The organism is Saccharothrix deserti (assembly GCF_009769385.1).
GTDB classification, from domain to species: domain Bacteria; phylum Actinomycetota; class Actinomycetes; order Mycobacteriales; family Pseudonocardiaceae; genus Actinosynnema; species Actinosynnema deserti.
In genome coordinates this window covers 371695-397593 of sequence record NZ_VKAB01000008.1, presented here as the reverse complement: position 1 = coordinate 397593, position 25899 = coordinate 371695, and the positions used below count along the sequence as shown (strand labels likewise).

Below are 25899 nucleotides of genomic sequence, written 5' to 3'. Positions count from 1 at the left end.
TCCCGTGGCCTGTGACGTAGGTGAGGCCGACGCGCAAGCGCTTCCTCTCGCTTGCGTGTCGGCCTCGCGATGCAGCATAACCCATATCGAACGTCTGTTCGAGGGTTAAGTGATCGCGGCTCTTCCCGCTTCGGTCAGCTCCGCGTCCGTGCGCTCGTCCAGACCCACCGCTCGGCGAGCCCGCAACAGTCCCGCGCGCACCAGGTCGTGCGTGACCGTCTGGTCGCAGCACGGCAACCCGTCGACGTACAGGTCCGGCTCGCGTCCCCCGGACAGTTGACCCCGACCAGCCGCAACGGCGCGGAGCATGGCTTTGGCGCGACCGGACAGCTCCCTGACAACGGTCATGGCGACCCCCTCGCCCGTCCTTCCCATCCCTGCTTCCCTCGTCTTGTAGGAGGTCTCGACCCGCACCTTGAGTACCCCGCCGCGGCGACTTCACTCGGGTGGACGACGTCGCTCCCACTCTCCTCTTAGGACCTGTTCGGACCACGACGCCACGCCGACCGGTTGCGCTGTTCAGCCCAACCGAACTACCCGTGACCGGTCGGCGCTCCGATCGGCCCGCTGCCGCCCGTTCGTCGGGGCCGCCACGAGGCGCGGACGTCCCGCGAGGAACTCGTCCACGTCTGAGAGCGCCAGAGCCCCACGGCTAGCGGGCCGGGCGGCGTTGCCAGGTCGTCCACAGTGGCCGGTAGCCGTGGGAGTACCAGAACGGCGTGGACAGCGGGTTGGGCAGGGCGTGGTGCAACAGCGTCACGCCGACGCCCGCCGCGTCCAGCAGATCGTGCGCGTGATCGGCCAACGCCGCCCCGATACCGCCGCCACGCGCGTCCTCCCGCACGCCGAGCAGCCCGATGTAGGCCACCGGCCGCACGCGCGTCCGCCCGGCGATCCAGTCCGAGTGCCCCGGCAGGTCGTAGTACAGGAACCCGACGACCTCGCCCTCGCTCTCCGCCAGCCACGCGCACGGCTCCGCGCGGTCGAGCAACTCGGCGATGTGCTCACGCAGCCGCTCCGCACTGGACGGCCGGGGGTTGACCATGCCGAACCGGCTGTCGAACCGCACCGTCTCCAGGTTCAGTTGCACCGCGACGTCGAGATCGGCCGACGTCAGCGGTCGGATCTTCACCGTCGAACCGCCGTCGTGCCCACGTCCGGGCAGCCGGGCGGCGGTTACCAGCAGCGGCGCGAAACCGTGCCGCACCAGCGTGTCGGCGGCCTCGACGGCACGGCTGGGCACGGTCACCAGCGCGGCGGTCTCGTGGTCGCCGGTGCCGGTCAACGCCCAGTGGCGCAACTGGCTGTCCAGGTCGGCGTCGGGGTGCCACTTCAGGGAGTGCGTGCGCAACGCGCCCCACGTGGCGTTCAAGGCGTCCTCGGACAGCTCCGAAAACGAGTACGGGTCGTTCACGCGCGGGAATTCGGGCAGCAACGAGTCCACAACCGAACTTAACCCGATCGGAACGTACATTGCCCGCCGTGGAGCTGTACGTGGTCGACGCGTTCACGGACCGGGCGTTCGCGGGCAACCCGGCGGGGGTGGTGCTGCTGGACGGGCCGGTGGACGACGCCTGGATGCAGGCCGTCGCGGCCGAGATGAAGCACGCCGAGACCGCGTTCGTGCGGGTCGACTGCCCGGACCCGCTGCCGCTGCGCTGGTTCACCCCGGTCGCGGAGGTCGACCTGTGCGGCCACGCCACCCTGGCCACCGCGCACGTGCTCGGCGGCAGCCGCGGCTTCGGCACCCGCAGCGGCGTGCTCACCTGCACGGCCGAGGACGGCTGGGTGGAGATGGACTTCCCGGCCGACCCGGCGGAGCCGATCGGGATGACGACGACGTTGCGCGCGGGTCTTCCGGGTGTGACGGTGCGGGCCGTCGCACAGGGCGTGTCCGACGTCCTGGTCGAGGCCGCCTCCGCCGACGAGGTCCGCGATCTCCGCCCGGACTTCGACGCGCTGGCCGAGGTGCCCGGACGCGGTGTGATCGTCACCGCACCCGGCGACCGTCCCGGACTCGACGTGGTGAGCCGGTGCTTCTACCCCACCTACGGAGTCCCGGAGGATCCCGTAACCGGTTCCGCGCACTGCACGATCGCCTCCTGGTGGACGCCCCGGCTCGGCCGCGCCGACCTGCTGGCCGAGCAGGCCTCGGCCCGTGGCGGGCTGGTCCGGACCACTCTCGACCAAGATCGGGTACGCCTCGCCGGGCAGGCCGTGACGGTGATCCGCGGACGCCTGATCGTGTGAGCCGATCTGTTACTTCTGGTGGCAATCCGCTACACGACCTGCCATTTCATCGCCCGACCGGGGTACATTGGCACCCTTGGAAGGGGTCCTGGTTGCTGTTCGGGACCCCTCAGTCACGCCAGGAGCCCGTAGGCCGCGACCCGGCCCACCGCGACACGGCCGACGAGGAGGCTGGATGTCCGACCACGCGTCGGCCACGGTGCCCAACGCGCCGACCCGGTCCACGAACCGCGCGTTCAGCGTGTTCGCGTACCTGCTCCTCGCCGCGGGCGGCCTGTCCGCGTTCCTCGTCGGCTCGTGGCTGCCCGACACCGAAGCGGACGCCGGACTGCTGTGGACCGGACCGCTGCTCGTGGTCGGGTTCCTGCTCGCCGAGCAACTGGCCATCAACGTCGACGTGCGCAGCGGAGTGGCCTGGACCATCTCGTTCACCGAGATCCCGCTCGTGCTCGGTCTGCTCGTGGCGCCGTTCGAGGTCGTGCTGGCCGCGCACGTGGTCGCCGGCGTCGGCACCCTGCTCGGCCGCCGCGTGCTCGACCGCGCCGTCTACAACGCGGGCCTGATGTTCATGGAGATCTCGGTGGCCTTCGCGGTCGCCGAGTGGGTCAAGCGGTTCCTGGGCTCGCAAGGCCCGTTCTGGGCGGGCGCGTTCGTCGGCACCATCGCGGTGCCGCTGCTGGCCAGCGTGCTCGGCCTGACCGCGCTGCGGATCATGGGCAAGGGCATGCGGGTCGCGCCGAGCCTGCGCCTGGTGCTCCAGACCCTCGTGGTGGCCCTGCTGAACACCTCCGCGGGCCTGGCCGGCTACGAGATCGCCGACAAGGCGCCGTGGGGCGGCCTGCTGATCGGCCTGGTCTTCCTCGGCATCACCGCCATCTACCTGGCCTACTCGGGCCTCCTGCGCGAGCAGCGCGACCTGGAGGCGTTGAGCGAGGTCTCGTTGCGCGTGGCGCGGTCCGGCAGGCACGCCACCGGACCGCGCGGCACCACCCCGGACGACGAGGACACCGGCGCCGAGGACGACGAGTGGCAGCTCATCGCCGAACGCATCCGCGAGCAGCTCAACGCCAACCGCGTCGTGCTGCGGCTGCGCACCGACCCGCAGGCGCCGATGCGCACGCTGGTCGCGGGCGAGCCGCTGCCGCCGGGCATGCGCCGCGACGACCCGCGCGTGCTGCGCGAGGACGCCATGCTCCAACTGCCCGGCGCGCAGGTGCGGTACTTCCGCATCGTGGACGCGGGCGAAGAGGTCTCCGAGGCCCTGTCCCGCCGTGACGCGCAGGAAGCGCTGGTCGTGCCGCTGCGCGGGGCGACCCAGCTGCTCGGCGCGGTCGAGGTGCACGACCGGCTCAGCCGGTGGCGCGGCTTCGGCAAGGCCGACATCCAGCTCCTGCGCACCCTGGCGAGCCACCTGTCCACGGCGGTGGACAACCGGCGGCTGCTCGCCCGGCTGCGCCACGACGCCTACCACGACCCGCTGACCGGCCTGCTCAACCGGCCCGGCTTCCGCGAGGCCGCGAGCGAGCCGATGCGCCAGGCCGACACGGCCGTGGTGGTCCGCATCGACCTCGACGTGCTGTCCACCGTCTCCGACGCGCTCGGCCAGGCGTGGGGCAACCGGATGGTGGTCGCCGCCGGACGGCGGCTGCGCGACGAACTCGGGCCCGAGGTGCCGCTGGCCCGGCTGGAGGGCGGCGCGTTCGCCGCGCTGCTGCTGGACCGGCAGGCCGAGCGGATCCAGGAGATCGCCGAACGGCTGCGCGCCGCGCTGTCCGTGCCGTACCCGGTCGACCGGCTCACCGTCGAGGCGGGCGCGGTCGTCGGCTGGGCCACCACGGCCGACTGCGAGATCGAGGAGCCCGACCCCGACGGGCTGCTGCAGCGCGCCGACGTGGCGGTCCGCGCGACCAGCGAGAACGAGCCGCTGCGCCAGTACGCGCCGAGCATGGGCCAGATCTTCCTGCGCCGCTTCCAGCTGGTCACCCAGTTCCGGTCGGCGTTGGAGAACGGCCAGATCTCGGTGCACTACCAGCCGAAGGTCGCGCTGCCGAGCCGCCAGGTGGTCGGCGCGGAGGCGTTGGTGCGCTGGAAGCACCCCGAGTTCGGCCGGGTGACCCCGGACGAGTTCGTGCCCGCCGTGGAGGCCACCGGTCTGGTCGACGTGCTCACCGACTTCGTCATGGAAAAGGCGCTGGAACGGGTGCGCCGCTGGATCGACCGCGGGCTGCGGATGTCCATCGCGGTGAACCTGTCCGTGCGGACGCTGGCCGACGAGGAGTTCCCGGACCGGGTGGCGGCCGCGCTGGCACGCCACGAGGTGCCGCCGGAGCTCCTCACGTTCGAGCTGACCGAGTCCGGCGTGATGGCCGACCCGGAGCGCGCGCTACCCGTGCTGCGGCGGCTGCACGCGATGGGCGTCGTGCTCGCCGTGGACGACTTCGGCACCGGCTACTCGTCGCTGGCCTACCTCAGGCAGCTGCCCGTGGACGAGGTCAAGATCGACAAGAGCTTCGTGCTCGGCATGGGCACCGATCTCGGCGACATGGCGGTGGTTCGCTCGATCGTGGAACTCGGCCACTCGTTGGGGCTCACGGTCGTCGCCGAGGGTGTCGAGGACGACGCCGCGCGCGATCAACTCGTCGGCATGGGCTGCGACGTGGCGCAGGGCTACCTGATCTCCCGGCCGCTGTCCGAGGACCGCTTCGAGGCGTGGCTGCGGGCACGGACCGTGCAGGTCAGGGGTGCTCGCGATGAGACGGTGCTCACCTTGGTCCACTGAGGGGGCACCCCGATTTCCATCCCGTGGCGGCTCTGTTGTAGAGTTCTCCTCGCTGCAAGAGCAACAGCAAGGCCCCTTTAGCTCAGTCGGCAGAGCGTCTCCATGGTAAGGAGAAGGTCTACGGTTCGATTCCGTAAAGGGGCTCAACAACTGGCCGCGGTGCTCATGCATCGCGGCTGCGTTGTCTAAGCGGTGTAGCTCAGTTGGTAGAGCAAGCGGCTCATAATCGCTGTGTCGCCGGTTCAAGTCCGGCCACCGCTACTCAGCTAGATCCCCGCCAGGCGGTAAGCCCGCACTGGGGAATCGGGGCAAACGAGCTCTAGAAAGGCAAGGACCGTGGCTGCAACCGACGTACGCCCCAAGATCACCCTCGCGTGCGAGGAGTGCAAGCACCGGAACTACATCACCAGGAAGAACCGGCGCAACGACCCGGACCGCCTGGAGATCAAGAAGTTCTGCCCGAACTGCAAGACCCACCGGGCGCACAAGGAAACCCGCTGAGCCGGTAGTTCGAGCACAGCACGCGCAGTCGTCCGACGAGGCCCGTCCCGGAACCCGGGGCGGGCCTCGTCGCGTATAACCTGCTCACCGTGCCTCTCGACCAGTCGTACATCGGACGTACGTACCCACCCTCACCGCCCTACGAAGTCGGCCGCGAGAAGATCCGCGAGTTCGCCGACGCGGTCGGTGAGACCAGCCCGGTGCACCGCGACCCCGAGGCCGCCCGCGCGGCCGGGTACAAGGACGTCATCGCGCCACCCACGTTCGCGATCATCGTGTCCCTGAAGGCGAACGACGTGCTGATCGAGGACCCCGACCTGGGCCTGGACTACAGCCGCGTGGTGCACGGCGACCAGACGTTCGTCCACCACCGCCCGATCACGGCGGGCGACCGGCTCACCGTGGTGCTGCACGTGGACGGCATCACGTCGCGAATGGGCAACGACATGCTGGCGATCCGGGCCGAGGTGAGCACCGAGGACGGTGAGCAGGTGACGACCGGGCGTTGCACGCTCGTGGTGCGGGGGGAGGACGCGTGATCCGCGCATCGGAGGTCTCCGTCGGCGACGAGCTGCCGCCGCTGTCGCTGCGCATCACCCGCGCCGACCTGGTCCGGTACGCGGGCGCGTCCGGCGATTTCAACCCGATCCACTGGAGCGAGCGGTTCGCCCACGAGGTCGGCCTGCCCGGCGTGATCGCGCACGGGATGCTCACCATGGGCATGGCCGGCCGGATCGTCACCGAGTGGGCGGGCGACCCCGGCGCCGTCGTGGAGTACGGCGTGCGGTTCGGCAGGCCCGTTCCGGTGCCTGACGACGACGAGGGCGCGTTGGTGGAGGTCACCGGGAAGGTGACCAAGGTCCTGGAGGACGGGACGTTCAAGGTCAACGTGACGGCCTCGTTCGAGGGCAAGTCCGTGCTCGGCGGCGCGTCCGCCCGAGTCCGGCTGCCCTAGGGGCCTGGAGCACCCGCCCCCGGAACCGTCCTCAGCGCCCTCAGAACCCGCCCTCAGAACCCGCACAGGGCGCTGGTGTGCGCGCCGGTGGCCGTGGCCGAGCGGCGTACCGCTTCGGCCACGCTCACCTCGCACGCCACGTCACCGCCCTCCGGCCCGATGGTCACGGTGAGCACACCGTGATCGGGTTCCCCGGAGCGACGAACTCCACTCGCCACGGGAGTGACGTCAGCTGCTCCTGGCGCAGCTCTTCGCCGTGGAAGGTCGAGTAGGTCACGGTGGCTCGCGCCGCCGTGCCGGTGACCTGGTAGACGACCCGGACCGGTGGCTCCGGGGCCGTGGTCCACAGGACGAGCGCGAGCGCGCCCACCACGAGCGCCACCGAGGCCACGATCACGAGCCACCTGCGGCCCGGACGCTCGGGCAGGTCGGACTCCGTCATGCGCTGCGCTCCTCGGGTGAAGATCCGTACGACTGAATGGTCCATCGGTGTAGTTCTACCGACGGTTACTCGGATCACCCAAAGGGGTTACGGAGGGTTAGAAGTCCGAGCAGTTCACGGTGGCGTACTCACCGGTGCCGGTGGCGGTCTTCTTCTCGACGCCGTCCACGGTGATCTTGCACGTCACGGTCCCACCCTCGGCGCCGGTCATCACGGTCAGCGTCCCGCCGCTGAGGAAGCCCTCGACCTTGAACTCCTTGGTCCACGGGAACGAGGTCAGCTCCTCGTCGCTGGTGGCGGAGCCGCTGTCGCTGAACGTGGTGTAGGAGACGGTCGCGACCGGGGCGTCGCTGGTGACCTCGTACACCAGCACGGACTCCCTGCCGGCCCCGGCCTCCAGGTTGTCGAGCGCGTCGGAGGCCTCGGATGCGGCCTTGCCGAACACCGCCGCCCACAGGATGCAGATGACGAGACCGACGGCGGACAGCGCGATGCCCGCGACGGCGAGCCCCTTGTCGTTCGCCTGGCCGCGGGCGGCCTTGGCCAGCCCCAGCCCGCCGAGGACCAGGCCGAGGACGACCAGCGGCCACGCGATGACGCCGACGAGCGGGATGAAGCTGAAGAGCAGACCCACGAGGCCGAGCACGAACCCGGCGGTGCCGAGGCCGTTCCGGGGCGGCGTCGGCACGGGCGGCGGGTACTGCCGCGTCATCGGCGGCTGGGGGTAGGACATGGGATCTCCTCGTGCGGGCGGCTCGTGGCGTGAGCCGGACCTCGTGAAGATCGTTTCGATCCGCGTCGTAGTTACCGGACGTAATCGAACTGTGTCCAGATGCAACGAAAGGCATCCCGATCGGGATGCCTTTCGCCACCTGCAGTGGGTGTTTGCTACTTCACCTCGGCCAGCAGCTCGGCCATCCGGGTCACGCCGGTCTTCAGGTCGTCGTCGCCCAACGCGTACGAGAGCCGCAGGTAGCCGGGCGTGCCGAACGCCTCACCGGGCACCACGGCCACCTCGGCGTGCTCCAGGATCAGCGCCGCCAGCTGCACCGTGTCGGCGATCGTCACACCGCGCAGTTCCTTGCCGATCAGCGCCTTCACCGACGGGTACACGTAGAACGCGCCCTTCGGGGTCGGGCACTCCACGCCGGGGATCGCGGACAGCAGGTCGACGATCGTGCGCCGCCGCCGGTCGAACGCCTCGCGCATCTCGTGCGCCGCGTCCAACGGCCCGGACACGGCCTCCAGCGCGGCCCGCTGCGACACGTTCGCCACGTTCGAGGTCAGGTGCGACTGGAGGTTCGCGGCGGCCTTCACCACGTCCGTCGGGCCGATCAGCCAGCCGACCCGCCAACCCGTCATCGCGTACGTCTTCGCCACGCCGTTGAGCACGATCGTCCGGTCCGCCATCGCGGGCACGGCCACCGGCAGCGACACCGACTCGGCGCCGTCGTACACCAGGTGCTCGTAGATCTCGTCGGTGATCACCCACAGGCCGTGCTCGAGCGCCCACTCGCCGATCGCGGTGATCTGCTCGCGGGTGTAGACCGAGCCGGTCGGGTTCGACGGCGAGCACAGCAGCAGCACCTTGGTCTTCGGCGTGCGCGCCGCCTCGAGCTGCTCCACCGTCACCAGGTAGTCGGTCGACTCGTCCGCCGTGACCTGCACCGGCACGCCGCCCGCGAGCGTGATGGCCTCGGGGTAGGTGGTCCAGTACGGCGCGGGGAGCAGGACCTCGTCGCCCGGGTCCACGATCGTCGCGAACGCCTGGTAGACGGCCTGCTTGCCGCCGTTGGTGATCAGCACCTGCGCGGCGGTCACCTCGTAGCCCGAGTCGCGCTTGGTCTTCGCGGCTACGGCTTCCCGCAGCTCCGGCAGGCCGGCGGCGGGCGTGTAGCGGTGGTTCTTCGGGTCCGCGCACGCGGCCTGAGCTGCGGACACGATGGCCCCGGGGGTCGGGAAGTCGGGCTCGCCCGCACCGAAGCCGATCACCGGTCGTCCCGCCGCCTTGAGCGCCTTCGCCTTCGCGTCGACCGCGAGGGTGGCGGACTCGGCGATGCCGCCGATCCGCTTGGAGATGCGCGGGTGCTCGGAGGTACTGGTTCCGGTGGTCGTCTCAGGCGTGCCCATGGCCCCAATCGTGGCAGATCGCACAACCGGGTCAGCCGCCGGCACCCCCTCTGACCGGGGCAGTTGGAAGGAGGGCCCCATGGTGCCGTATGCTTCCGGTCTTGGAACGTCCAGTCGCTGCCTCACGGGCCACGTGAGGAGGGTGTGGGACGTCTCCAGCCAGGGGGTTCCCGGAACACCGGGGCTCCAAAGGGGTGTAGCTCAACTGGCAGAGCAGCGGTCTCCAAAACCGCAGGTTGCAGGTTCAAGTCCTGTCGCCCCTGCGTCGAAGCGCGATGGTGAGCGGAGGACGGCATGAGCGAGGGCCGCGAGCAGGACCAGCCGGACGAGCGCGAGAGCGCGTCCCGGCCGGTTACCGCCGCAGCGCGGCGCGAGCGTCGTGGCTCCGCGCGCCCGGCGGGCCGCAAGGACTCCGCGGAGGTGAAGAAGTCGGCCGAGGCCGACTCCGACGCCGAGGAGACCAAGAAGGGGCGCCCCACGCGCTCGCGGACGGATTCGGAGAAGCGGGTCGGTTTCTTCGCCCGGATCGTCCGGTACGTCCGCGAGGTGGTCAGCGAGCTGCGGAAGGTCATCTGGCCGACCCGCAAGCAGATGGTCACCTACACCGGAGTCGTGTTGGTCTTCGTGGCCTTCATGGTGGCGTTGGTGTTCGGCCTGGATTCGGCCTTCGCCTGGGGCATGTTCAGGGTGTTCGGCTGAGCCGATCACCTGCCGCCCCCGGTGGCGGCGGACATGTGATGCATGAGAGGAAGCGAGACCCACAGTGACCTCCGAGAACGGCGGCGTTGACGCCAAGGAGCTGAACGACCTGACCGACGAGCAGGACTTCGACGGTGGCGTCGAGGACGTCGAGCAGGCGGAGGCGTCGGAGGACACCGAGGAGTCCGCCCCCGTCGATACCGCCGAGGACGTCGAGTCCGAGTCCGGCGGCGACGTCGAGTCGGGCGGCGACGTCGAGTCGGGCGGTGATGTCGAATCCGGCGGTGACGTCGAGGCCGCCGTCGTCGACATCGACGCCGAGCCCGCGGACCCCGCCGAGGAGATGCGCGAAGCACTGCGGCGCGCGCCCGGCGACTGGTACGTCGTGCACTCGTACGCCGGTTACGAGAACAAGGTCAAGACCAACCTCGAGACGCGCATCCAGACGCTCGACATGGAGGACTACATCTTCCAGGTCGAGGTGCCGACCGAGGAAGTCACCGAGATCAAGAACGGCCAGCGCAAGCAGGTGCAGCGCAAGGTGCTGCCCGGCTACATCCTGGTCCGGATGGAGCTCAACGACGCGTCGTGGAGCGCGGTGCGCAACACGCCGGGCGTGACGGGTTTCGTCGGCGCGACGTCGAAGCCGTCGCCGCTGACCATCGACGAGGTGCTGAAGTTCCTGCTGCCCAAGGTCGAGCAGCAGCCCGCCGCCGGCAAGAAGGCCGCCGCGAGCCCCGCGAAGTCGACCGTCGAGGTGGACTTCGAGGTCGGCGAGTCGGTCACCGTGATGGACGGCCCGTTCGCCACGCTGCCCGCCACGATCAGCGAGGTCAACGCGGACGGCCAGAAGCTGAAGGTCCTGGTGTCGATCTTCGGCCGCGAGACCCCGGTCGAGCTGTCGTTCAGCCAGGTCTCCAAGATCTAGCCAGGACAACAAAATCTCCGGTGCCCCTCTGGACGGACGGGCGCCGGCAGCCACGCTGCGGCTGGCAGGGCCGCGCGCGGACACCGCAATAACAGGAAGCATTGACATGCCACCCAAGAAGAAGAAGCTCGCAGCGGTCATCAAGCTGCAGATCAAGGCCGGGGCCGCGAACCCCGCGCCGCCCGTCGGCCCCGCGCTGGGTCAGCACGGCGTCAACATCATGGAGTTCTGCAAGCAGTACAACGCCGCGACCGAGTCGCAGCGCGGCACTGTCGTGCCGGTCGAGATCTCCGTGTACGAAGACCGCTCGTTCGACTTCAAGCTCAAGACCCCGCCGGCCGCGAAGCTGCTGCTCAAGGCCGCCGGTGTGGAGAAGGGCTCGGGCGAGCCGCACCGCCTCAAGGTCGCCAAGGTGACCATGGAGCAGGTGCGCGAGATCGCCGCGAACAAGATGGTCGACCTCAACGCCAACGACGTGGACCAGGCGGCGAAGATCATCGCCGGCACCGCCCGTTCCATGGGCATCACCGTCGAAGGCTGACCTTTTCCCTTTCGACTGAGTCCCCTTTTAGGCAGTGGGAGAGCCACGCGCTGGCTCGTCACCACAACTGATCCACTTTAAGGACAGAAGCATGAAGCGCAGCAAGGCGTACAAGAACGCTGCTGAGCTGGTTGACCGGGAGCGGCTCTACTCGCCGCTGGAGGCAGCCAAGCTCGCCAAGGAAACGTCTAAGGTGAAGCTGGACGCGACCGTCGAGGTCGCCATCCGGCTCGGCGTCGACCCCCGCAAGGCCGACCAGATGGTCCGCGGCACCGTGAACCTGCCGCACGGTACGGGCAAGACCGCCCGCGTGATCGTCTTCGCCACCGGTGACAAGGCCGCCGAGGCCGAGGCCGCCGGTGCCGACGCGGTCGGCTCCGAGGACCTGATCGAGCGCATCCAGGGTGGCTGGCTCGATTTCGACGCCGCGATCGCCACGCCCGACCAGATGGCGAAGGTCGGTCGCATCGCCCGCATCCTCGGCCCGCGTGGCCTGATGCCGAACCCGAAGACCGGCACCGTGACGCCCGACGTCACGAAGGCCATCGTCGACATCAAGGGCGGTAAGATCAACTTCCGTGTCGACAAGCAGGCCAACCTGCACCTCGTGATCGGCAAGGTGTCGTTCGACCCGGAGAAGCTGGTCGAGAACTACGCCGCCGCGCTGGACGAGATCCTGCGCGCCAAGCCGTCCGCGGCTAAGGGCCGGTATCTGAAGAAGATCACCGTCTCGACCACGATGGGCCCCGGCATCCCGGTCGACCCGAACCGGACCCGGAACCTGCTCGTCGACGAGGTCACCGTCTGACCTCGTTCGTCTCAAGCACTCCGAAGCGCCCCTCGGCCTCCCGCCGAGGGGCGCTTCGGCGTTACCGGGTCCGCGGGGTCACGGGCAGGCCGGTTCGGCCTGGTAGCCGGTGATCGCCCAGCTCGAACTGGGCTGCTTGGTGAGGGTGAACTTGCCCAGCTTGGGACCGTTGCGGACGGTGAGCTCGCAGGAGCTCACCTCGACCGACCCCGACGCGGGCGCGGTGCGCATGGTGCTCGGGAAGCCGAGCTGGCGGTAGGTGGTCACATCGGTGACCTGGCTCTTCAGCTTCGCCACCGCGGCCTTGCAGTCGGACTCGCCGAAGGCCTCCGCGAACGCCTTCTCCGGCCCGTCGTCCTTGAAGTACGAACAGGCCTGGCCACCGTCGCCGGTGCCGACGTGCTTGTAGAACAGGGCGATCGTGCCGTTGTTGCCGTACGGGGTCTGCGGCGCGGTGACGTTGTTCTCGACGCCGCCGCTGTCGACCGCCACGTCGCCGGGGTCGTCCCCGCCGAAGTACTGCTCGTAGAAGTACGACAGCACGAGCAGCACGACCACCAGGTACACCAGGCGCCGGAAGAGCTTGCTGCCCAGCAGGATCTTCCACAGCGGCTTGCGCGGTGGTGCGGCCGGTGGTGGCGCGGCGGGCGGTGGCGCGATCGGTGGTGGCACGGCCGGTGGGACGCCGGGTGGGAGAGCCGGTGGTTGGCCCTGTTGGGTGCCGGGGGGCAGGGCCGGGGGGAGGCCGGTGCCCTGGGTCTGCTGGAAGCGCTGGAACTCCTGGAACCGTTGGAACTCCTGGAACTGCCGGAGCTGTTCCGGGTCGATGTCCGGCGGCGGCGGGTTCCTCGGGGGCTCTTCGGTCACGGGTCACATCATGCCGATTTGGAGCCGCGAGGACACGTCCCGTACTCTTGACAACGGTTCACCAAAGACCGCTGGTCGTCTCTGTCTTGGTTGACATGGAACGAAGGTCCCGCGAAGCGGGCGGCCCGCGCAGGAGAACGAGGAAGTCACAGGCGCTCACGCGCCCGTCACGCCCCCGTGCTGCTGCGCTGGGGCGTTTTTGTTTTGCGCGGCCCTCTCGGCTCGACCGGTGCGTCACCTAGCCCAGAGAGGAGGCGATCATGGCGAAGCCCAGCAAGGTTTCGGCCGTCGCCGAGCTCACGGACAAGTTCCGTGGAAGCTCGGCCGCTGTCGTGACCGAGTACCGCGGCCTCTCCATGGCGCAGCTCACCACGCTGCGTCGCGCTCTCGGCGCGGGCACCACGTACACCGTTGCGAAGAACACGCTGGTCAAGCGTGCCGCTGAGGACGCGGGCGTCCAGGGCCTCGAGGCCCTGCTCGTCGGTCCGACCGCCATCGCCTTCGTCGAAGGCGAGCCGGTCGACGCGGCGAAGGCCCTGCGCGACTTCGCGAAGGACAACAAGGCCCTGGTCATCAAGGGCGGCTACATGGATGGCCGTCCCCTCTCGGTCGACGAGGTTTCCGCGATCGCGGACCTCGAGACCCGCGAGGTGCTGCTCGCCAAGCTGGCGGGCGCGATGAAGGGCAACCTGGCCAAGGCCGCGGGTCTGTTCAACGCCCCGGCTTCCCAGGTCGCTCGCCTGGCTGCTGCCCTCCAGGAGAAGAAGGCCGCGGAGGCGCCTGCCGCCGCCGAGGCCGACGCTCCGGCCGAAAGCTGATCACACCCAGACACTCCGCGTCCCGGCCGCAGTTCGGGCGTTGAAAGAGAAAGGACCGCCATCATGGCGAAGCTCAGCACCGACGAGCTGCTCGACGCGTTCAAGGAGATGACCCTCCTGGAGCTGTCGGCCTTCGTGAAGCAGTTCGAGGAGACCTTCGAGGTCACCGCCGCCGCGCCGGTCGCCGTTGCCGCTGCCGGCCCGGCCGCCGCTGCCGCTCCCGCCGAGGAGGAGAAGGACGAGTTCACCGTCGTCCTCGAGGGCGCCGGCGACAAGAAGATCCAGGTCATCAAGGTCGTCCGCGAGGTCGTCTCGGGCCTGGGCCTGAAGGAGGCCAAGGAGCTGGTCGAGTCCGCTCCGAAGGCCATCCTGGAGAACGTGGCGAAGGACGTCGCCGACGCCGCCAAGGAGAAGCTCGAGGCCGCCGGCGCCAAGATCTCGCTCAAGTGATCTGACGCTCGACGCCGCTACGAGGGCGGGCACCCACACCGGGTGCCCGCCCTCGTGCTGTTCAAGGGGTCGGTGGGCACGAAGAGTTGCCGGCTGACACCCGATTAGCTCAATCGGGTGATCTTGACCACGTCCCCGAATGTGGCCCACCATCGGGGGCCACGCCTCGCCGGTGCGGGGCTGACGGGTTGAGCGAGGTCACGCCGTTACCCATCCGAGACCGCGTTAGCCCAACTGGTGAGTAACTACGACGCGGCGGCCTCGTTGCACCGGTATGACGCCGGCCCGGCCGGCGTCCGGCGTTGGTGCCGCTGACCAGGAGGTGCGATGGGCGTCGAGGTGGTCGTCGAGGGCCTGACCAAGTCCTTCGGCAAGCAGACCATCTGGCGGGACGTCACGCTCACCCTCCCACCGGGCGAGGTCAGCGTGATGCTCGGACCGTCGGGCACGGGCAAATCGGTCTTCCTGAAGTCCCTGGTGGGCCTGCTGAAACCAGAGCGCGGGAAGATCCTCATCAACGGCACGGACCTGGTCCGCTGCTCCGAGCACAAGCTCTACGAGATCCGGAAGCTCTTCGGCGTCCTGTTCCAGGACGGCGCGCTGTTCGGCTCGATGAACCTCTTCGACAACGTCGCCTTCCCGCTCCGCGAGCACACCCGCAAAACGGAGGCCGAGGTCCGGCGGATCGTGCTGGAGAAGATGGAGATGGTCGGCCTCGTCGGCGCGGAGAAGAAGCTCCCCGGCGAGATCTCCGGCGGTATGCGCAAGCGCGCCGGCCTGGCGCGGGCCCTGGTGCTGGACCCCGAGATCATCCTCTGCGACGAGCCGGACTCCGGCCTCGACCCGGTCCGCACGGCCTACCTGAGCCAGCTCCTCATCGACCTGAACTCGCAGATCGACGCCACGATCCTCATCGTCACGCACAACATCACCGTGGCCCGCACGGTCCCGGACAACCTGGGCATGCTGTTCCGCCGCGAGCTGGTCATGTTCGGTCCCCGCGAAGTCCTGCTCACCAGCGACGAACCGGTGGTCGAGCAGTTCCTCAACGGCCGCCGCATCGGCCCGATCGGCATGTCCGAGGAGAAGGACCAGGCGACGATGGCCGCCGAGCTGGCGCACCGCGACGCGGGCCACTCGGACGGCTCACCGGACGAGGACGTGCGCGGCGTGGTGCCGCAGCTGGAACCGACGCCCGGACTCCCGCCGCGCGGTGCGGTGCGGCGTCGCAAGGACCGGGTGATGAGCATCCTGCACACGCTGCCGCCCGAGGCCCAGCAGAGCATCATCGCCAGCCTCACGCCGGACGAGCAGCGCCACTACCAGGTCATGGCCGGTGTGGATCGGACGAGCCCGATGACGCCCAGCCCGTGGCCGCGGCGAGGGGGCGTGCTGTGAGCGCACCGGCGGCGTTCCCCGGCGTCGGCGCGCTGCGCGAGACGGGGCGGATGTTCGCGCTCGGCATCGACGTGGTCCGCAGCACGTTCCGCCGCCCGTTCCAGGTCCGCGAGTTCATCCAGCAGTGCTGGTTCGTGGTGAGCGTGACGGTGCTGCCGACGGCCCTGGTCTCGATCCCGTTCGGCGCGGTCATCGCGCTCCAGATCGGCTCGTTGACCCGGCAGATCGGCGCCCAGTCGTTCACCGGCGCGGCGAGCGTGCTGGCGATCATCCAGCAGGCCAGCCCGATCGTGACCGCCCTGCTCATCGCGGGCGCTGGTGGTTCGGCCATCTGCGCCGACCTGGGCAGCCGCAAGATCCGCGAGGAGATCGACGCCATGGAGGTGCTGGGCGTCTCGCCGATCCAGCGCCTGGTCGTGCCGCGCGTGCTGGCCGCGATGCTGGTCAGCGTGCTGCTCAACGGCATGGTGAGCGTCGTCGGCGTGATGGGCGGCTACTTCTTCAACGTGATCCTGCAGGACGGCACGCCCGGCGCGTACCTGGCGAGCTTCAGCGCCCTGGCCCAGCTGCCGGACCTGTGGATCTCCGAGATCAAGGCGCTGATCTTCGGGTTCATCGCGGGCATCGTGGCCGCCTACCGCGGCCTGAACCCGGCGGGCGGCCCGAAGGGCGTCGGCGACGCGGTCAACCAGGCCGTGGTCATCACGTTCCTGCTGCTGTTCTTCGTGAACTTCGTGCTCACCACGATCTACCTCCAGGTCGTCCCGGCGAAGGGGAGCTGAGATGGCCACGATCAACGACCGGTTCCGCAAGGTGGCGAACGCGCCGCTGGCCATGCTGGACACCTTCGGCGACCAGCTGTGGTTCTACCTCCGCGCGCTCGCCTGGACGCCGCGCACGCTGAGCCGCTACCTGCGCGAGACGCTGCGGCTGCTGGCCGAGGTGAGCTTCGGTTCCGGCGCGCTGGCGGTCATCGGCGGCACGATCGGCGTGATGATCGGCATGTCGGTGTTCACCGGCACGGTCGTCGGCCTGCAGGGCTTCACCGCGCTCAACCAGATCGGAACGTCGGCGTTCGCGGGCTTCGTGTCCGCGTACTTCAACACCCGTGAGATCGCGCCCCTGGTCGCGGGCCTGGCCCTCAGCGCAACGGTCGGCTCGGGTTTCACCGCGCAGCTGGGCGCGATGCGGATCTCGGAGGAGATCGACGCGCTGGAGGTCATGGGCATCCCCAGCCTGCCGTACCTGGTCACCACGCGGATCATCGCGGGTTTCATCGCGATCATCCCGCTGTACGTGATCGGCCTGCTCACCTCGTACCTGGCGGCGAGATTCATCACCGTCGAGTTCTACGGGCAGTCGGCGGGCACCTACGACCACTACTTCAACCTGTTCCTACCGCCGATCGACGTGCTCTGGTCGTTCGGCAAGGTCCTCGTCTTCGCCGTGGTGATCATCATGACGCACTGCTACTACGGCTACCGCGCCAGCGGCGGCCCGGCGGGCGTGGGTGTCGCGGTCGGCCGCGCGGTGCGCACGGCGATCGTCACGACGAGCCTGCTCGACTTCTTCCTCAGCATGGCCATCTGGGGCACGACGACGACGGTGAGGATCGCCGGATGATCAAGCGACGACTCCTTGGCGTCGTGTTCCTCGTCGTCATCGCACTCTTCCTCACCTTCACGGTGGCGCTCTACAACGACGCGTTCACCCAGGTGGTGCGGGTGACGTTGAAGACCGACCGGGTCGGCAACCAGTTGCAGGTCGCCTCGGACGTGAAGGTCCGCGGCATGATCGTCGGTGAGGTCAAGGCGATCCGGACCGCCGGTGACGGCGCCGAGCTGGACCTGGCGCTGGACCCCGAGCAGGTCCGGCACATCCCCGGCAACGTCTCCGCGCGACTGCTGCCGAAGACCCTGTTCGGCGAGCGGTACGTGAACCTGGTGCTGCCGAAGCAGTCCGAGCAGCCGTTGGCCGAGGGCGATGTCATCGAGCAGGACCGCTCCAGCAGCGCGGTCGAGCTGGAACGCGTGCTCGACGACCTCATGCCGGTGCTCCAGGCGGTGCAGCCGGAGAAGCTGGCCACCACGCTGACCGCGATGTCGCAGGCGTTGGAGAACCGGGGCAGGCCGCTGGGCGACACGCTGGTCCGGCTCGACTCGTACCTGGGCGAGTTCAACCCGCAGCTGCCCGCGCTCAAGCAGGGCATCAGCCGCCTCGCGGACGTCTCGAACGTCTACGCGGACGCCGCGCCGGACCTGGTGCAAGCCCTCAGCGACGCCACGGTCACCAGCCGCACGCTGGTCGAGCAGCGGGACAACCTGCTGGCCATGTACGGCACGCTGACCACCACCTCGCTGGACCTGAACAGCTTCCTCGCCGTGAACAAGAACAACCTGATCCAGCTCTCCGACGTCAGCCGACCGACGCTGGAGCTGCTGGCGAAGTACGCGCCCGAGTACCCGTGCCTGCTCAAGGGCCTGGCCGAGTTCAAGCCGATCATGGACCAGGTGTTCGGCAAGGGCACGAACGAGCCGGGCCTGCACATCACGCTGGAGATCACCGCCGACCGCGGCAAGTACGAGCCGGGCAAGGACGAGCCGGAGTACGCCGACAAGCGCGGCCCCCGCTGCTACGACGTCGTGCCGCGGCCGGACCCGTTCCCGCAGTACCCGCCGGACGGCCCGGTCAAGGACGGTTCGTCGTCCCCGCCGCCCGCCCGCGGGGCGAACGACGGCGTGCTGCCGCCCGCCACGGGCACGAGCGGCGGCACCACGTCGCCGTCGTCGTTCCACGGCGTGCCGACCCTGGCCAACTCGCCTGAGGAGCAGGACTTCCTGGCCGCGCTGCTCGCGCCGCAGTTCGGCCTGGAACGCGACCAGATGCCGAGCTTCACCGCGTTGCTGCTCGGCCCCCTGTACCGGGGCGCGGAGGTGACGGCATGAGGTCCCTGGCCGCGCCGCTGGTCAAGCTGGCCGTGTTCGCCGCGATCACGATCCTGGCGACCACGCTGCTCGCGGTGACCATCTCGAACGTGAACTTCAACGGCGCCACCGGCTACACGGCCCGGTTCACCGACGTCACGGCGCTCAACGAGGGCGACGACATCCGCATCGCGGGCGTCCGGGTCGGCCAGGTGGACGAGATCCGCGTGGTCGACCGGCGGCTGGCGGAGGTGGAGTTCTCGCTGGAGGGCGACCGCACGCTGCCCGCGTCGGTCACCGCGACGATCAAGTACCGCAACCTCGTCGGCCAGCGGTACATCTCGCTGGAGCACGGCGTGGGCGACGCCTCCGCGCTCAAGCCGGGTGACGTGATCCCGCTGGAGCGCACCAAGCCCGCGCTCGACCTGACCGTGCTGTTCAACGGGTTCAAGCCGCTGTTCCAGGCGCTCAACCCGGACGACGTGAACCAGCTGTCGAACGAGATCATCCAGGTGCTCCAGGGCGAGGGCGGCACGATCGACGGCCTGCTGCGCCACACCGCGTCGCTGACGTCCACGCTGGCGAGCCGCGACCAGGTGATCGGCGAGGTCATCACCAACCTCAACGCCGTGCTGGACACCGTCAACTCGCGCACCGAGCAGGTGTCCACGCTGGTCGCGACGCTCCAGGAGCTGACGACGGGCCTGGCGCGCGACCACCAGCCGATCGGTGAGGCGATCAGCGCCCTGGGCGACCTGACCTCGACCACGGCGGGCCTGCTCAACGAGTCGCGGCAGCCGTTGAAGGACGACATCGCGAACCTCGGCCTGGTGGCGCAGACGCTGGCCGACAACGAGGCGGTCGTCGAGGGCGTCATCCAGCGCCTGCCCAACAAGCTGGAGGCGCTGTCCCGGACCGCGTCCTACGGGTCCTGGTTCAACTTCTTCCTGTGCGAGGGCTCCGGCAGCGTCACCGTGCCGCCGATCGTCAACGACCCCGTCCCGATCACCGCTCTGCCGGTCACGCAGCCGAGGTGTCGCCCGTGAAAACCCCAGGTAGTGCTACCCGGCGCAACCCGGTGACGGTCGGCGCGGTGAGCCTGACCGTGATCGCGTTGCTGCTGCTCGCCGCGTTCTACTCGGACGACCTGCCGATCATCGGCGGCGGCACCACGTACTCGGCCGAGTTCACCGAGGCCGCCGGCCTGGTACCGGCGAACGAGGTGCGCGTGGCGGGCGTGAAGGTCGGCAAGGTGACCAAGGTCGAGCTGGACGGCGACAAGGTGAAGGTGTCGTTCAAGGTCAAGGACGCGTGGGTGGGCGACCGCACCACCGCGACGATCCGGATCAAGACCCTGCTCGGGCAGAAGTTCCTGGCCCTGGACCCGCAGGGTTCGGAGCCGCTGAACCCGGGCGACCCGATCCCGCGCGAGCGCACCCTGTCGCCGTACGACGTGCAGGAGGCGTTCAACGGCCTGGCGTCCACGGTCGGCCAGATCGACACCAAGCAGCTCGCGGACAGCTTCCAGGTGCTGTCGGAGACGTTCCGGGGCTCGGCGGAGCACGTCCGCGGCGCGTTGGACGGCCTGTCCGCGCTGTCGAAGACGATCTCGTCGCGCGACGAGCAGCTGGCGCGGCTGCTGGCCAACACCAACCAGATCAGCAAGACCCTGTCCGACCGCAACGAGCAGTTCGAGAAGCTGCTCGCGGACGGCAACCTGCTGCTGGGGGAGCTGCGCAAGCGGCGGGACGCGATCGTGGCGCTGCTCAACGGCACCCGTGAGCTGTCGAAGGAGCTGTCCGGCCTGGTCGCCGACAACTCCGCCCAGCTGCGGCCCGCGCTGGAGCAGCTGGACCGGGTCGCCACGATGTTGCAGCGCAACCAGGACACGATCGACCGCAGCCTGGCGCTGATGGCGCCGTTCTACCGGGTGTTCGCGAACGTCCTGGGCAACGGCCGCTGGTTCGACGTCTACATCTGCGGCCTGCTGCCGCCGTCGGTGAACCTCGGCGTGGTCGGCTTCAACGAAGAGGGCTGTCTCCCGCCCGGCGTGCAGCGCTCGGCTCCTGCTGGGGGAGGGAACTGACATGACGACCACCAGGATCGGCCGCGACCTGACCCGTGCCGTGGCGATCGCGTGCGTGCTCGCGATCGTGGCGGCGGCGGCGATGTGGTGGGTGTTCACGGGCGTCAACAGCCGCCGGGTGACCGCCGTGTTCGGCGCGGCCGTCGGCGTGTACCCCGGCTCGGACGTGCGGGTGCTCGGCGTCCGGATCGGCACCATCGACGAGGTCGAGCCGCAGGGCACGACGGTGAAGGTCGTGATGTCGCTCGACCGCACGGTGAAGGTGCCCGCGGACGCGCAGGCGGTCGTGGTCGCGCCCAGCGTGGTCAGCGACCGGTACGTGCAGCTCGCGCCCGCCTACACCGGCGGCGTGGTGATGGACGACAACGCGACCATCCCGCGTGAGCGCACCGCCACCCCGGTCGAGCTGGACGAGCTGTACGCGAGCCTGAACAAGCTCACCACCGCGCTCGGGCCCAACGGCGCGAACAAGGACGGCGCGCTGTCCGAGCTGCTGGACTCGGCGGCGGGCAACCTCCAGGGCAACGGCCAGGCGCTCGGCGACACCATCAAGCAGCTCGGTGACGCCACCCGCACGTTGTCCGGCTCGAAGGACGACCTGTTCGGCACCGTGGACAACCTGCAGAAGTTCACCGGCATGCTGGCCGCGAACGACAGCCAGGTGAGCGACTTCAACAAGCAGCTGGCCGAGGTCGCCGGGTTCCTCGCCGACGAGCGGGAGAACCTGGGCGGCGCGCTGAACGAGCTGGCCACCGCGCTCGGCCAGGTGCAGGGCTTCATCCAGGACAACCGGGCCGTGCTCAAGTCGAACGTCGACAAGCTCGCCGGCATCACGCAGGTGCTGGTGGACCAGCGCGCCGCGCTCGCCGAGACGCTGGACGTCGCGCCGCTGGCCCTGGGCAACCTCCAGAACGCCTACAACGCGGCCTCCGGCACGCTCGACACCCGTGCCGACATCAACGAGCTGAACCAGCCGCCGATCGTGCTGGTCTGCAAGCTCATCCAGGGTGTCGAACCGGGGCGCGTGCCGGGTGTGCTCGCCGAGGCGTGCCGCCAGTTGGAGCCGATCCTGAGCGGCGCGGTGCCGTTGAAGACGCCCGCCGAAGTGCTGTCCGACCTGTCCCAGGGCAAAGTGCCGCTGCCCTTGCCGCTCGCGGGGGTGCCCCAGTGAGGCCTTTGGTGGTGCTCCTGGCGAGCGCGCTGGTGCTGACCGGTTGCGGCTCGGGCGGTTTCGACGGCGTCTACAACATGCCGCTGCCCGGCGGCGCGGACGTCGGCGACCGGCCGTACCAGGTGAAGGTCCAGTTCAAGGACGTGCTGGACCTGGTGCCGCAGGCGGGCGTGAAGGTCAACGACGTGCCGGTCGGCCGGGTGGACCGGATCGACCTCGGCTCGGACGGCTGGACCGCCGAGGTGACCGTGCTGGTCAACGGCGACGTGCGGCTGCCCGGCAACGCGGTCGCCCGGCTGCGCCAGTCCGCGCTGCTCGGCGAGAAGTACGTGGAGCTGGCCGGACCGGCCGAGGGGCGTGAAGAGGGCGCCCTGGGCGACGGCTCGGTCATCCCGGTCGAGCGGACCAACCGCAACCCCGAGGTCGAAGAGGTCTTCGGCGCGCTGTCCATGCTGCTCAACGGCGGCGGCATCGCCCAGATCCAGGACATCAGCCGGGAGCTGAACGCGGCTCTGGAGGGCAACGAGCCGCAGATCCGGTCGCTGCTGCACAACCTGAACACGCTGGTCGGGGACCTCGACGCGCACAAGGGCGAGATCACCCGCGCGTTGGACGGCCTCAACCGCCTCGGCGGCACGCTGAACGCCCAGCGCGACCAGATCGCCGGGGTGCTGGACGGGCTGGAACCGGGCCTGAAGGTGCTCAGCGACCAGCGGACCCAGCTGGTCACCCTGCTCCAGTCGTTGGACACGCTGTCCGACGTCGCGGTCGACACGGTGAACAAGTCCAAGGACGACATCGTGGCCGACCTCAAGGCGTTGACGCCCACGTTGCAGAAGCTCGCCGAGGCGGGGACGAACCTGCCCAACGGCTTCGAGCTGCTGCTGACCTACCCGTTCCCGGACTCGGCGGTGGACGGCATCAGGGGCGACTACACGAACCTGTACGCGGACCTCGACCTGAACCTGGGCACGATCGTGGACAACCTGGGCCGGTCGCGGCAGTCGCCGGTGGCCACCCTCCCGGGGCTGGACGGCCACGCGCCGTCCCTGCCGTTGCCGCTGCCCAACCTGCCCCTGCCCGGGATCTCGGGCACGTCCGGGCTGGGCGACCTGCTCGGCGGACTGCTCGGAGGTGGGCGGTGATCCCCGGCCGGACCAAGGTCCAGATCGTGGCGTTCGTGCTGATCGCGCTGCTCGGCGTGAGCTACGTCGGCGCCCGGTACGTCGGTCTCGGCCGGCTGTTCGGCGCGTCCGGGTACGTGGTGACGATGCAGCTCGCCGACTCCGGCGGCGTGTTCACCAACGCCGAGGTCACCTACCGCGGCGTGGCCGTCGGCCGGGTCGGGCAGATGCGGCTGACCGCCGACGGGCTGGAGGTCGACCTCGACATCGACCCCAGCGCGCCCGCCATCCCCGCCGACCTGGAGGCCGTCGTCGCCAACCGGTCCGCGGTGGGCGAGCAGTTCGTCGACCTGAGGCCGCGTGGTGAGGACGGGCCGTACCTGGAGGCCGGGTCGGTCATCCCGCGCACGGCGACCAAGACGCCACCGCCGGTCGACGCGCTGTTGACGAACCTCGACGAGTTCGCCAAGTCGGTGCCGACGGAATCGCTGCGGACCGTGGTGGACGAGCTGGACCTGGCGTTCAGCGGCACCGGGCCGGACCTGCAGGTGCTGCTGGACAACACCAGGGTGTTCACCCAGGCCGCGACCGAGCACCTGCCGCAGACCAAGGCGTTGATCAATGACGGGTTGGTCGTGCTGAACACGCAGGCCGCGCAGGGCAGCGCGATCAGGTCGTTCTCCACCGACCTGCGCGCGCTGGCCGAGCAGCTGAAGAACTCCGACACCGACATCCGGCGGCTCATCGGGGTGTCGCCGCAGGCCGCCGAGCAGGTGTCGGCGCTGCTCCGGGAGACCGGGCCCAACCTGGGCGTCGTGTTCGCCAACCTGCTGACCACGGGGAACATCCTGGTCACGCGGCTGGACGGGCTGGAGCAGATCGCCGTCACCTACCCGATCGCGGTCGGCGGCGGGTTCTCCGTGGCGAAGGGTGACGGGACGGGCGCGCACTTCGGGCTGGCCCTGAACGTGTTCGACCCGCCGCCGTGCACCGTCGGCTACGAGGCCACGAAGATCCGGCAGGGCACCGACACCACCCCGGCCGAGCTGAACACGCAGGCTTACTGCGCGTTGGCGCGGGGGAGTGCGACCAGCGTGCGTGGCGCGCAGAACGCGCCTTACGGTGGCACCCCGACCACGCCCACCGGTGACGCGACGTCGCAGCCGGGGCGGGAACCGGCGTCGCCTTCGGGTGAGGCCGCCGAGGCGCCGGTGCTGACCAGCCTGGGGCAGTTGCTCGGTCTGCCGGGCTGAGGAGGGACGGATGGACGTTCGACGTTGGGTGCTCCCGGTCGCGGCCGTGCTTGCGGTGTTGGCCGCCGGTTACGCGGTGTGGGCCGGGGTGTCGTGGTGGAACGCGTCGGCCAACGACTCGGTGGCGTTCTCGCGGGAGCGGGAAGAGGTGCTGCGGGTCGGGCAGGTCGGGATCGCGAACTTCACCACCCTCGACTACAAGAAGGTCGACGACGACCTCGACCGGTGGCTCGACTCGTCCACCGGCGAGCTGCGCACCGAGATCGAGAGCGGTCGGGACAGCCGCAGGAAGCAGATCGAGGACGCCAGGACGGTGACCGTGAGCCGGGTGCTCGACGCGGCCGTGACCGAACTCGACTCGCGGGCGGGCAAGGCGCACCTGATCGCCGTCGTGGAGACCACCGTGACGCCGGAGGGCGGGCAGGCGGTGAAGAAGGTCAACCGGTACCAGACGGACCTGACCCGCACCGATGCCGGTTGGAAGCTCAGCGCGCTGGGGCCGGTCGCGGCCGGCGGCGCGTGACCCGAGGAGATGACGTCAGTGCCACCGTCCCGCCGCCGCCCCGTCCCGACCACGCCGACCGTCCGGCCGCGCGTCGCCGGCCTGCGCAAACGCCCCGAGCCGGGCACCGCGCCCGCCAAGCCCGAGGCCGACGCCGGGGTTGACGTCGAGGTGACGTCGGTCGAGGACACCCAGGTCGGTCGCTCGCAGGCCGAGGACGCCCAGGTTGAAGACACCCAGGTTGAAGACACCCGGGTCGAGGACACCCCTGCCAACGGCGTCGAGGCCCGCAAAGCCGGCTCGACCGAGCCCCTGGGTCTGATCGAGCCCCGCGAGGACGCGGAGGACGACCTGGCCGAGGGCGACGTCGCGGACCCCGCGCCCCGCCCCCGGCCGACCGGACGGCGCAAGCGCACCGGCGAGGCGGTCGCCCCGAGCGTGCTCGACGACGTCCCGTCGAAGCACACCAAGCCGGGTGCCGACATCGCCGAGCAGGCCGCCTGGGCCGCCCGGTACCGCGCGGCCGACGTCCGCGCCGCCTCCGCCGCCCGCAACGGCCTGGTGCTGCCGATCGCGCTGGTCGTGCTGGCCGGCCTGCTGGTCGGGCTGGGCGTGTGGTTCCAGGACCAGGCGGGCGACGTCCGCTACGACCAGGCCCTGGTGGACAGCGCCGGCACCACCGAGGTCGCCGGTCAGACCCGCGAAGCGGTGGAGAAGGCGTTCTCCTACAACTTCGCCGACGTCTCCGCGACCGAGAAGGCCGCCAACGAACTGCTGGTCGGCAAGGCCAAGTGCCAGTACAACGCGATCTTCGGCCCGGTCCGCACGCTCGCGCCCGAGCAGAAGCTCGTGGTCACGGTGAAGGCCGTGTCCAGCGGCGTGACCTCGCTCGACGGCGACCGCGCCACCGTGCTGCTGTTCCTCGACCAGGTCACCACCCGCACCACCGACAACCAGAGCGGCGGCGGCATCGCCATGATGCGGGTCGGCGCGCAGAAGGTCGACGGCCGGTGGAAGGTCGACAACATGGAGATGTTCGGCCAGACCGGCGACCAGGCCGCCGAGACCGCCAAGTGCTGACGCTGAGCAGCCGAACGGCTGCTCAGACGTCCACTCAGGACTTGCGTGCCCTTCTTTCACGTAAGCACAACGTGATCTGCACCACACTTTTTGGTCGGTGACTGAACGAGATCGCCACCATCTCCCTTCGGGGTCTGAACACCCGCCAAAGGTTCACGCTTGCTCACGTCCATGTATTTTCGCAGGTCACAGC

At 69.7% G+C, this 25899-nt stretch carries 28 protein-coding genes and 3 tRNA genes; 25 read left to right on the top strand and 6 right to left on the bottom strand.

From position 1 onward, the window contains the following. Positions 1-105 precede the first annotated feature (105 nt). Positions 106-348, bottom strand: coding sequence for a hypothetical protein (locus FM051_RS19180; protein ID WP_158844977.1), 243 nt, complete (start codon positions 346-348; stop codon positions 106-108). A 304-nt stretch (positions 349-652) separates the two neighbouring features. Next, positions 653-1444, bottom strand: coding sequence for a GNAT family N-acetyltransferase (locus FM051_RS19175; protein WP_158844974.1), 792 nt, complete (start codon positions 1442-1444; stop codon positions 653-655). Positions 1445-1482: 38 nt separating this feature from the next. Between FM051_RS19175 and FM051_RS19170 the strand changes: the two genes are divergently transcribed. The 7 genes from FM051_RS19170 (at position 1483) to FM051_RS19140 (ending at position 6485) form a co-directional block, all read left to right on the top strand. Next, positions 1483-2250 (top strand): PhzF family phenazine biosynthesis protein, encoded by a 768-nt coding sequence (locus FM051_RS19170; protein WP_158844971.1) that lies wholly within the window; start codon positions 1483-1485, stop codon positions 2248-2250. A gap of 175 nt (positions 2251-2425) precedes the next feature. Beyond that, positions 2426-5029, top strand: coding sequence for a putative bifunctional diguanylate cyclase/phosphodiesterase (locus FM051_RS19165; protein WP_158844968.1), 2604 nt, complete (start codon positions 2426-2428; stop codon positions 5027-5029). A 71-nt stretch (positions 5030-5100) separates the two neighbouring features. Beyond that, positions 5101-5173 (top strand) — tRNA-Thr (locus FM051_RS19160). A gap of 44 nt (positions 5174-5217) precedes the next feature. Further along, a tRNA-Met gene (locus tag FM051_RS19155) sits at positions 5218-5290 on the top strand. Positions 5291-5365: 75 nt separating this feature from the next. Continuing rightward, the gene (rpmG, locus tag FM051_RS19150; protein ID WP_015105301.1) at positions 5366-5530 is read left to right on the top strand and encodes a 50S ribosomal protein L33; all 165 of its coding nucleotides are present in this window, start codon (positions 5366-5368) and stop codon (positions 5528-5530) included. 89 nt (positions 5531-5619) lie between these two features. After that, positions 5620-6069, top strand: a complete 450-nt coding sequence (locus FM051_RS19145; RefSeq protein ID WP_158844965.1) for a MaoC family dehydratase N-terminal domain-containing protein — start codon at positions 5620-5622, stop codon at positions 6067-6069. Then, positions 6066-6485: a MaoC family dehydratase gene (locus FM051_RS19140; protein WP_158844962.1), complete on the top strand. Its 420-nt coding sequence runs from the start codon at positions 6066-6068 to the stop codon at positions 6483-6485. The genes FM051_RS19145 and FM051_RS19140 overlap by 4 nt, the downstream gene beginning before the upstream one ends. A 163-nt stretch (positions 6486-6648) precedes the next feature. On the opposite strand, the gene FM051_RS19135 is transcribed toward FM051_RS19140, so the two are convergent. The 3 genes from FM051_RS19135 to FM051_RS19125 form a co-directional block, all read right to left on the bottom strand. After that, positions 6649-6927, bottom strand: a complete 279-nt coding sequence (locus FM051_RS19135) for a hypothetical protein (RefSeq protein ID WP_158844958.1) — start codon at positions 6925-6927, stop codon at positions 6649-6651. Between the two features lie 97 nt (positions 6928-7024). Further along, positions 7025-7660, bottom strand: coding sequence for an MmpS family transport accessory protein (locus tag FM051_RS19130; protein ID WP_158844956.1), 636 nt, complete (start codon positions 7658-7660; stop codon positions 7025-7027). Between the two features lie 155 nt (positions 7661-7815). Continuing rightward, positions 7816-9057 carry a pyridoxal phosphate-dependent aminotransferase gene (locus tag FM051_RS19125; RefSeq protein WP_158844953.1) on the bottom strand — a complete coding sequence of 414 codons (1242 nt, stop codon included), beginning with the start codon at positions 9055-9057 and terminating at the stop codon, positions 7816-7818. Positions 9058-9247: 190 nt separating this feature from the next. Here FM051_RS19125 and FM051_RS19120 point away from each other — a divergent pair. The 5 genes from FM051_RS19120 (at position 9248) to rplA (ending at position 12033) form a co-directional block, all read left to right on the top strand. Then, positions 9248-9320 (top strand) — tRNA-Trp (locus FM051_RS19120). A gap of 31 nt (positions 9321-9351) precedes the next feature. Beyond that, entirely contained in the window at positions 9352-9756 is a 405-nt protein-coding gene (gene secE, locus FM051_RS19115; protein ID WP_158844951.1) for a preprotein translocase subunit SecE, read from the top strand. 64 nt (positions 9757-9820) lie between these two features. Further along, positions 9821-10684, top strand: a complete 864-nt coding sequence (gene nusG / locus FM051_RS19110) for a transcription termination/antitermination protein NusG (RefSeq protein WP_158844948.1) — start codon at positions 9821-9823, stop codon at positions 10682-10684. 106 nt (positions 10685-10790) lie between these two features. Continuing rightward, on the top strand, positions 10791-11225 hold the full coding sequence (gene rplK / locus FM051_RS19105) for a 50S ribosomal protein L11 (protein WP_158844945.1): 435 nt from the start codon (positions 10791-10793) through the stop codon (positions 11223-11225). Between the two features lie 91 nt (positions 11226-11316). Beyond that, entirely contained in the window at positions 11317-12033 is a 717-nt protein-coding gene (gene rplA, locus FM051_RS19100; protein WP_158844942.1) for a 50S ribosomal protein L1, read from the top strand. A gap of 78 nt (positions 12034-12111) precedes the next feature. Here the strand turns inward: rplA and FM051_RS19095 are convergent, their stop codons facing one another. Beyond that, complete coding sequence (locus tag FM051_RS19095; RefSeq protein WP_158844939.1) at positions 12112-12900, bottom strand: hypothetical protein; 789 nt, start codon at positions 12898-12900, stop codon at positions 12112-12114. A 260-nt stretch (positions 12901-13160) separates the two neighbouring features. Between FM051_RS19095 and rplJ the strand changes: the two genes are divergently transcribed. The 13 genes from rplJ to FM051_RS19030 all read left to right on the top strand — a co-directional run bounded on the left by rplJ (position 13161) and on the right by FM051_RS19030 (position 25706). Next, on the top strand, positions 13161-13718 hold the full coding sequence (gene rplJ / locus FM051_RS19090) for a 50S ribosomal protein L10 (protein ID WP_158844936.1): 558 nt from the start codon (positions 13161-13163) through the stop codon (positions 13716-13718). A 63-nt stretch (positions 13719-13781) separates the two neighbouring features. After that, on the top strand, positions 13782-14168 hold the full coding sequence (gene rplL / locus FM051_RS19085; protein WP_158844933.1) for a 50S ribosomal protein L7/L12: 387 nt from the start codon (positions 13782-13784) through the stop codon (positions 14166-14168). 327 nt (positions 14169-14495) lie between these two features. Beyond that, positions 14496-15566 carry an ABC transporter ATP-binding protein gene (locus FM051_RS19080; RefSeq protein ID WP_158844930.1) on the top strand — a complete coding sequence of 357 codons (1071 nt, stop codon included), beginning with the start codon at positions 14496-14498 and terminating at the stop codon, positions 15564-15566. Between the two features lie 50 nt (positions 15567-15616). Beyond that, positions 15617-16348 carry an MlaE family ABC transporter permease gene (locus tag FM051_RS19075; protein WP_238412498.1) on the top strand — a complete coding sequence of 244 codons (732 nt, stop codon included), beginning with the start codon at positions 15617-15619 and terminating at the stop codon, positions 16346-16348. 1 nt (position 16349) lies between these two features. Beyond that, entirely contained in the window at positions 16350-17189 is an 840-nt protein-coding gene (locus FM051_RS19070; RefSeq protein WP_158844925.1) for an MlaE family ABC transporter permease, read from the top strand. After that, a complete protein-coding gene (locus tag FM051_RS19065) occupies positions 17186-18511 on the top strand; it encodes an MCE family protein (RefSeq protein WP_158844922.1) in 1326 nt (441 codons plus the stop codon). The genes FM051_RS19070 and FM051_RS19065 overlap by 4 nt, the downstream gene beginning before the upstream one ends. After that, positions 18508-19536, top strand: coding sequence for an MCE family protein (locus FM051_RS19060; RefSeq protein ID WP_158844919.1), 1029 nt, complete (start codon positions 18508-18510; stop codon positions 19534-19536). The genes FM051_RS19065 and FM051_RS19060 overlap by 4 nt, the downstream gene beginning before the upstream one ends. Next, positions 19533-20576 carry an MCE family protein gene (locus FM051_RS19055; protein ID WP_158844915.1) on the top strand — a complete coding sequence of 348 codons (1044 nt, stop codon included), beginning with the start codon at positions 19533-19535 and terminating at the stop codon, positions 20574-20576. The genes FM051_RS19060 and FM051_RS19055 overlap by 4 nt, the downstream gene beginning before the upstream one ends. A gap of 1 nt (position 20577) precedes the next feature. Beyond that, entirely contained in the window at positions 20578-21747 is a 1170-nt protein-coding gene (locus FM051_RS19050) for an MCE family protein (RefSeq protein WP_158844912.1), read from the top strand. Then, positions 21744-22892: an MCE family protein gene (locus FM051_RS19045; protein WP_158844909.1), complete on the top strand. Its 1149-nt coding sequence runs from the start codon at positions 21744-21746 to the stop codon at positions 22890-22892. The genes FM051_RS19050 and FM051_RS19045 overlap by 4 nt, the downstream gene beginning before the upstream one ends. Beyond that, the gene (locus FM051_RS19040; protein ID WP_158844906.1) at positions 22889-24124 is read left to right on the top strand and encodes an MCE family protein; all 1236 of its coding nucleotides are present in this window, start codon (positions 22889-22891) and stop codon (positions 24122-24124) included. The genes FM051_RS19045 and FM051_RS19040 overlap by 4 nt, the downstream gene beginning before the upstream one ends. Positions 24125-24134: 10 nt before the next feature. Then, positions 24135-24647 (top strand): nuclear transport factor 2 family protein, encoded by a 513-nt coding sequence (locus FM051_RS19035; protein ID WP_158844903.1) that lies wholly within the window; start codon positions 24135-24137, stop codon positions 24645-24647. Between the two features lie 9 nt (positions 24648-24656). Beyond that, positions 24657-25706: a hypothetical protein gene (locus tag FM051_RS19030; protein WP_158844900.1), complete on the top strand. Its 1050-nt coding sequence runs from the start codon at positions 24657-24659 to the stop codon at positions 25704-25706. Positions 25707-25899 lie beyond the last annotated feature (193 nt).

What these genes read in the sequence shown, in the direction of transcription:
- FM051_RS19180 (WP_158844977.1), bottom strand. Translation starts at nt 348, where the DNA reads ATGACCGTTGTCAGGGAGCTGTCCGGTCGCGCCAAAGCCATGCTCCGC.
- FM051_RS19165 (WP_158844968.1), top strand. Translation starts at nt 2,426, where the DNA reads ATGTCCGACCACGCGTCGGCCACGGTGCCCAACGCGCCGACCCGGTCC.
- FM051_RS19135 (WP_158844958.1), bottom strand. Translation starts at nt 6,927, where the DNA reads ATGACGGAGTCCGACCTGCCCGAGCGTCCGGGCCGCAGGTGGCTCGTG.
- FM051_RS19130 (WP_158844956.1), bottom strand. Translation starts at nt 7,660, where the DNA reads ATGTCCTACCCCCAGCCGCCGATGACGCGGCAGTACCCGCCGCCCGTG.
- FM051_RS19125 (WP_158844953.1), bottom strand. Translation starts at nt 9,057, where the DNA reads ATGGGCACGCCTGAGACGACCACCGGAACCAGTACCTCCGAGCACCCG.
- secE (WP_158844951.1), top strand. Translation starts at nt 9,352, where the DNA reads ATGAGCGAGGGCCGCGAGCAGGACCAGCCGGACGAGCGCGAGAGCGCG.
- rplK (WP_158844945.1), top strand. Translation starts at nt 10,791, where the DNA reads ATGCCACCCAAGAAGAAGAAGCTCGCAGCGGTCATCAAGCTGCAGATC.
- rplA (WP_158844942.1), top strand. Translation starts at nt 11,317, where the DNA reads ATGAAGCGCAGCAAGGCGTACAAGAACGCTGCTGAGCTGGTTGACCGG.
- rplJ (WP_158844936.1), top strand. Translation starts at nt 13,161, where the DNA reads ATGGCGAAGCCCAGCAAGGTTTCGGCCGTCGCCGAGCTCACGGACAAG.
- rplL (WP_158844933.1), top strand. Translation starts at nt 13,782, where the DNA reads ATGGCGAAGCTCAGCACCGACGAGCTGCTCGACGCGTTCAAGGAGATG.
- FM051_RS19080 (WP_158844930.1), top strand. Translation starts at nt 14,496, where the DNA reads ATGGGCGTCGAGGTGGTCGTCGAGGGCCTGACCAAGTCCTTCGGCAAG.
- FM051_RS19075 (WP_238412498.1), top strand. Translation starts at nt 15,617, where the DNA reads ATGTTCGCGCTCGGCATCGACGTGGTCCGCAGCACGTTCCGCCGCCCG.
- FM051_RS19070 (WP_158844925.1), top strand. Translation starts at nt 16,350, where the DNA reads ATGGCCACGATCAACGACCGGTTCCGCAAGGTGGCGAACGCGCCGCTG.
- FM051_RS19065 (WP_158844922.1), top strand. Translation starts at nt 17,186, where the DNA reads ATGATCAAGCGACGACTCCTTGGCGTCGTGTTCCTCGTCGTCATCGCA.
- FM051_RS19060 (WP_158844919.1), top strand. Translation starts at nt 18,508, where the DNA reads ATGAGGTCCCTGGCCGCGCCGCTGGTCAAGCTGGCCGTGTTCGCCGCG.
- FM051_RS19050 (WP_158844912.1), top strand. Translation starts at nt 20,578, where the DNA reads ATGACGACCACCAGGATCGGCCGCGACCTGACCCGTGCCGTGGCGATC.
- FM051_RS19035 (WP_158844903.1), top strand. Translation starts at nt 24,135, where the DNA reads ATGGACGTTCGACGTTGGGTGCTCCCGGTCGCGGCCGTGCTTGCGGTG.
- FM051_RS19030 (WP_158844900.1), top strand. Translation starts at nt 24,657, where the DNA reads ATGACGTCAGTGCCACCGTCCCGCCGCCGCCCCGTCCCGACCACGCCG.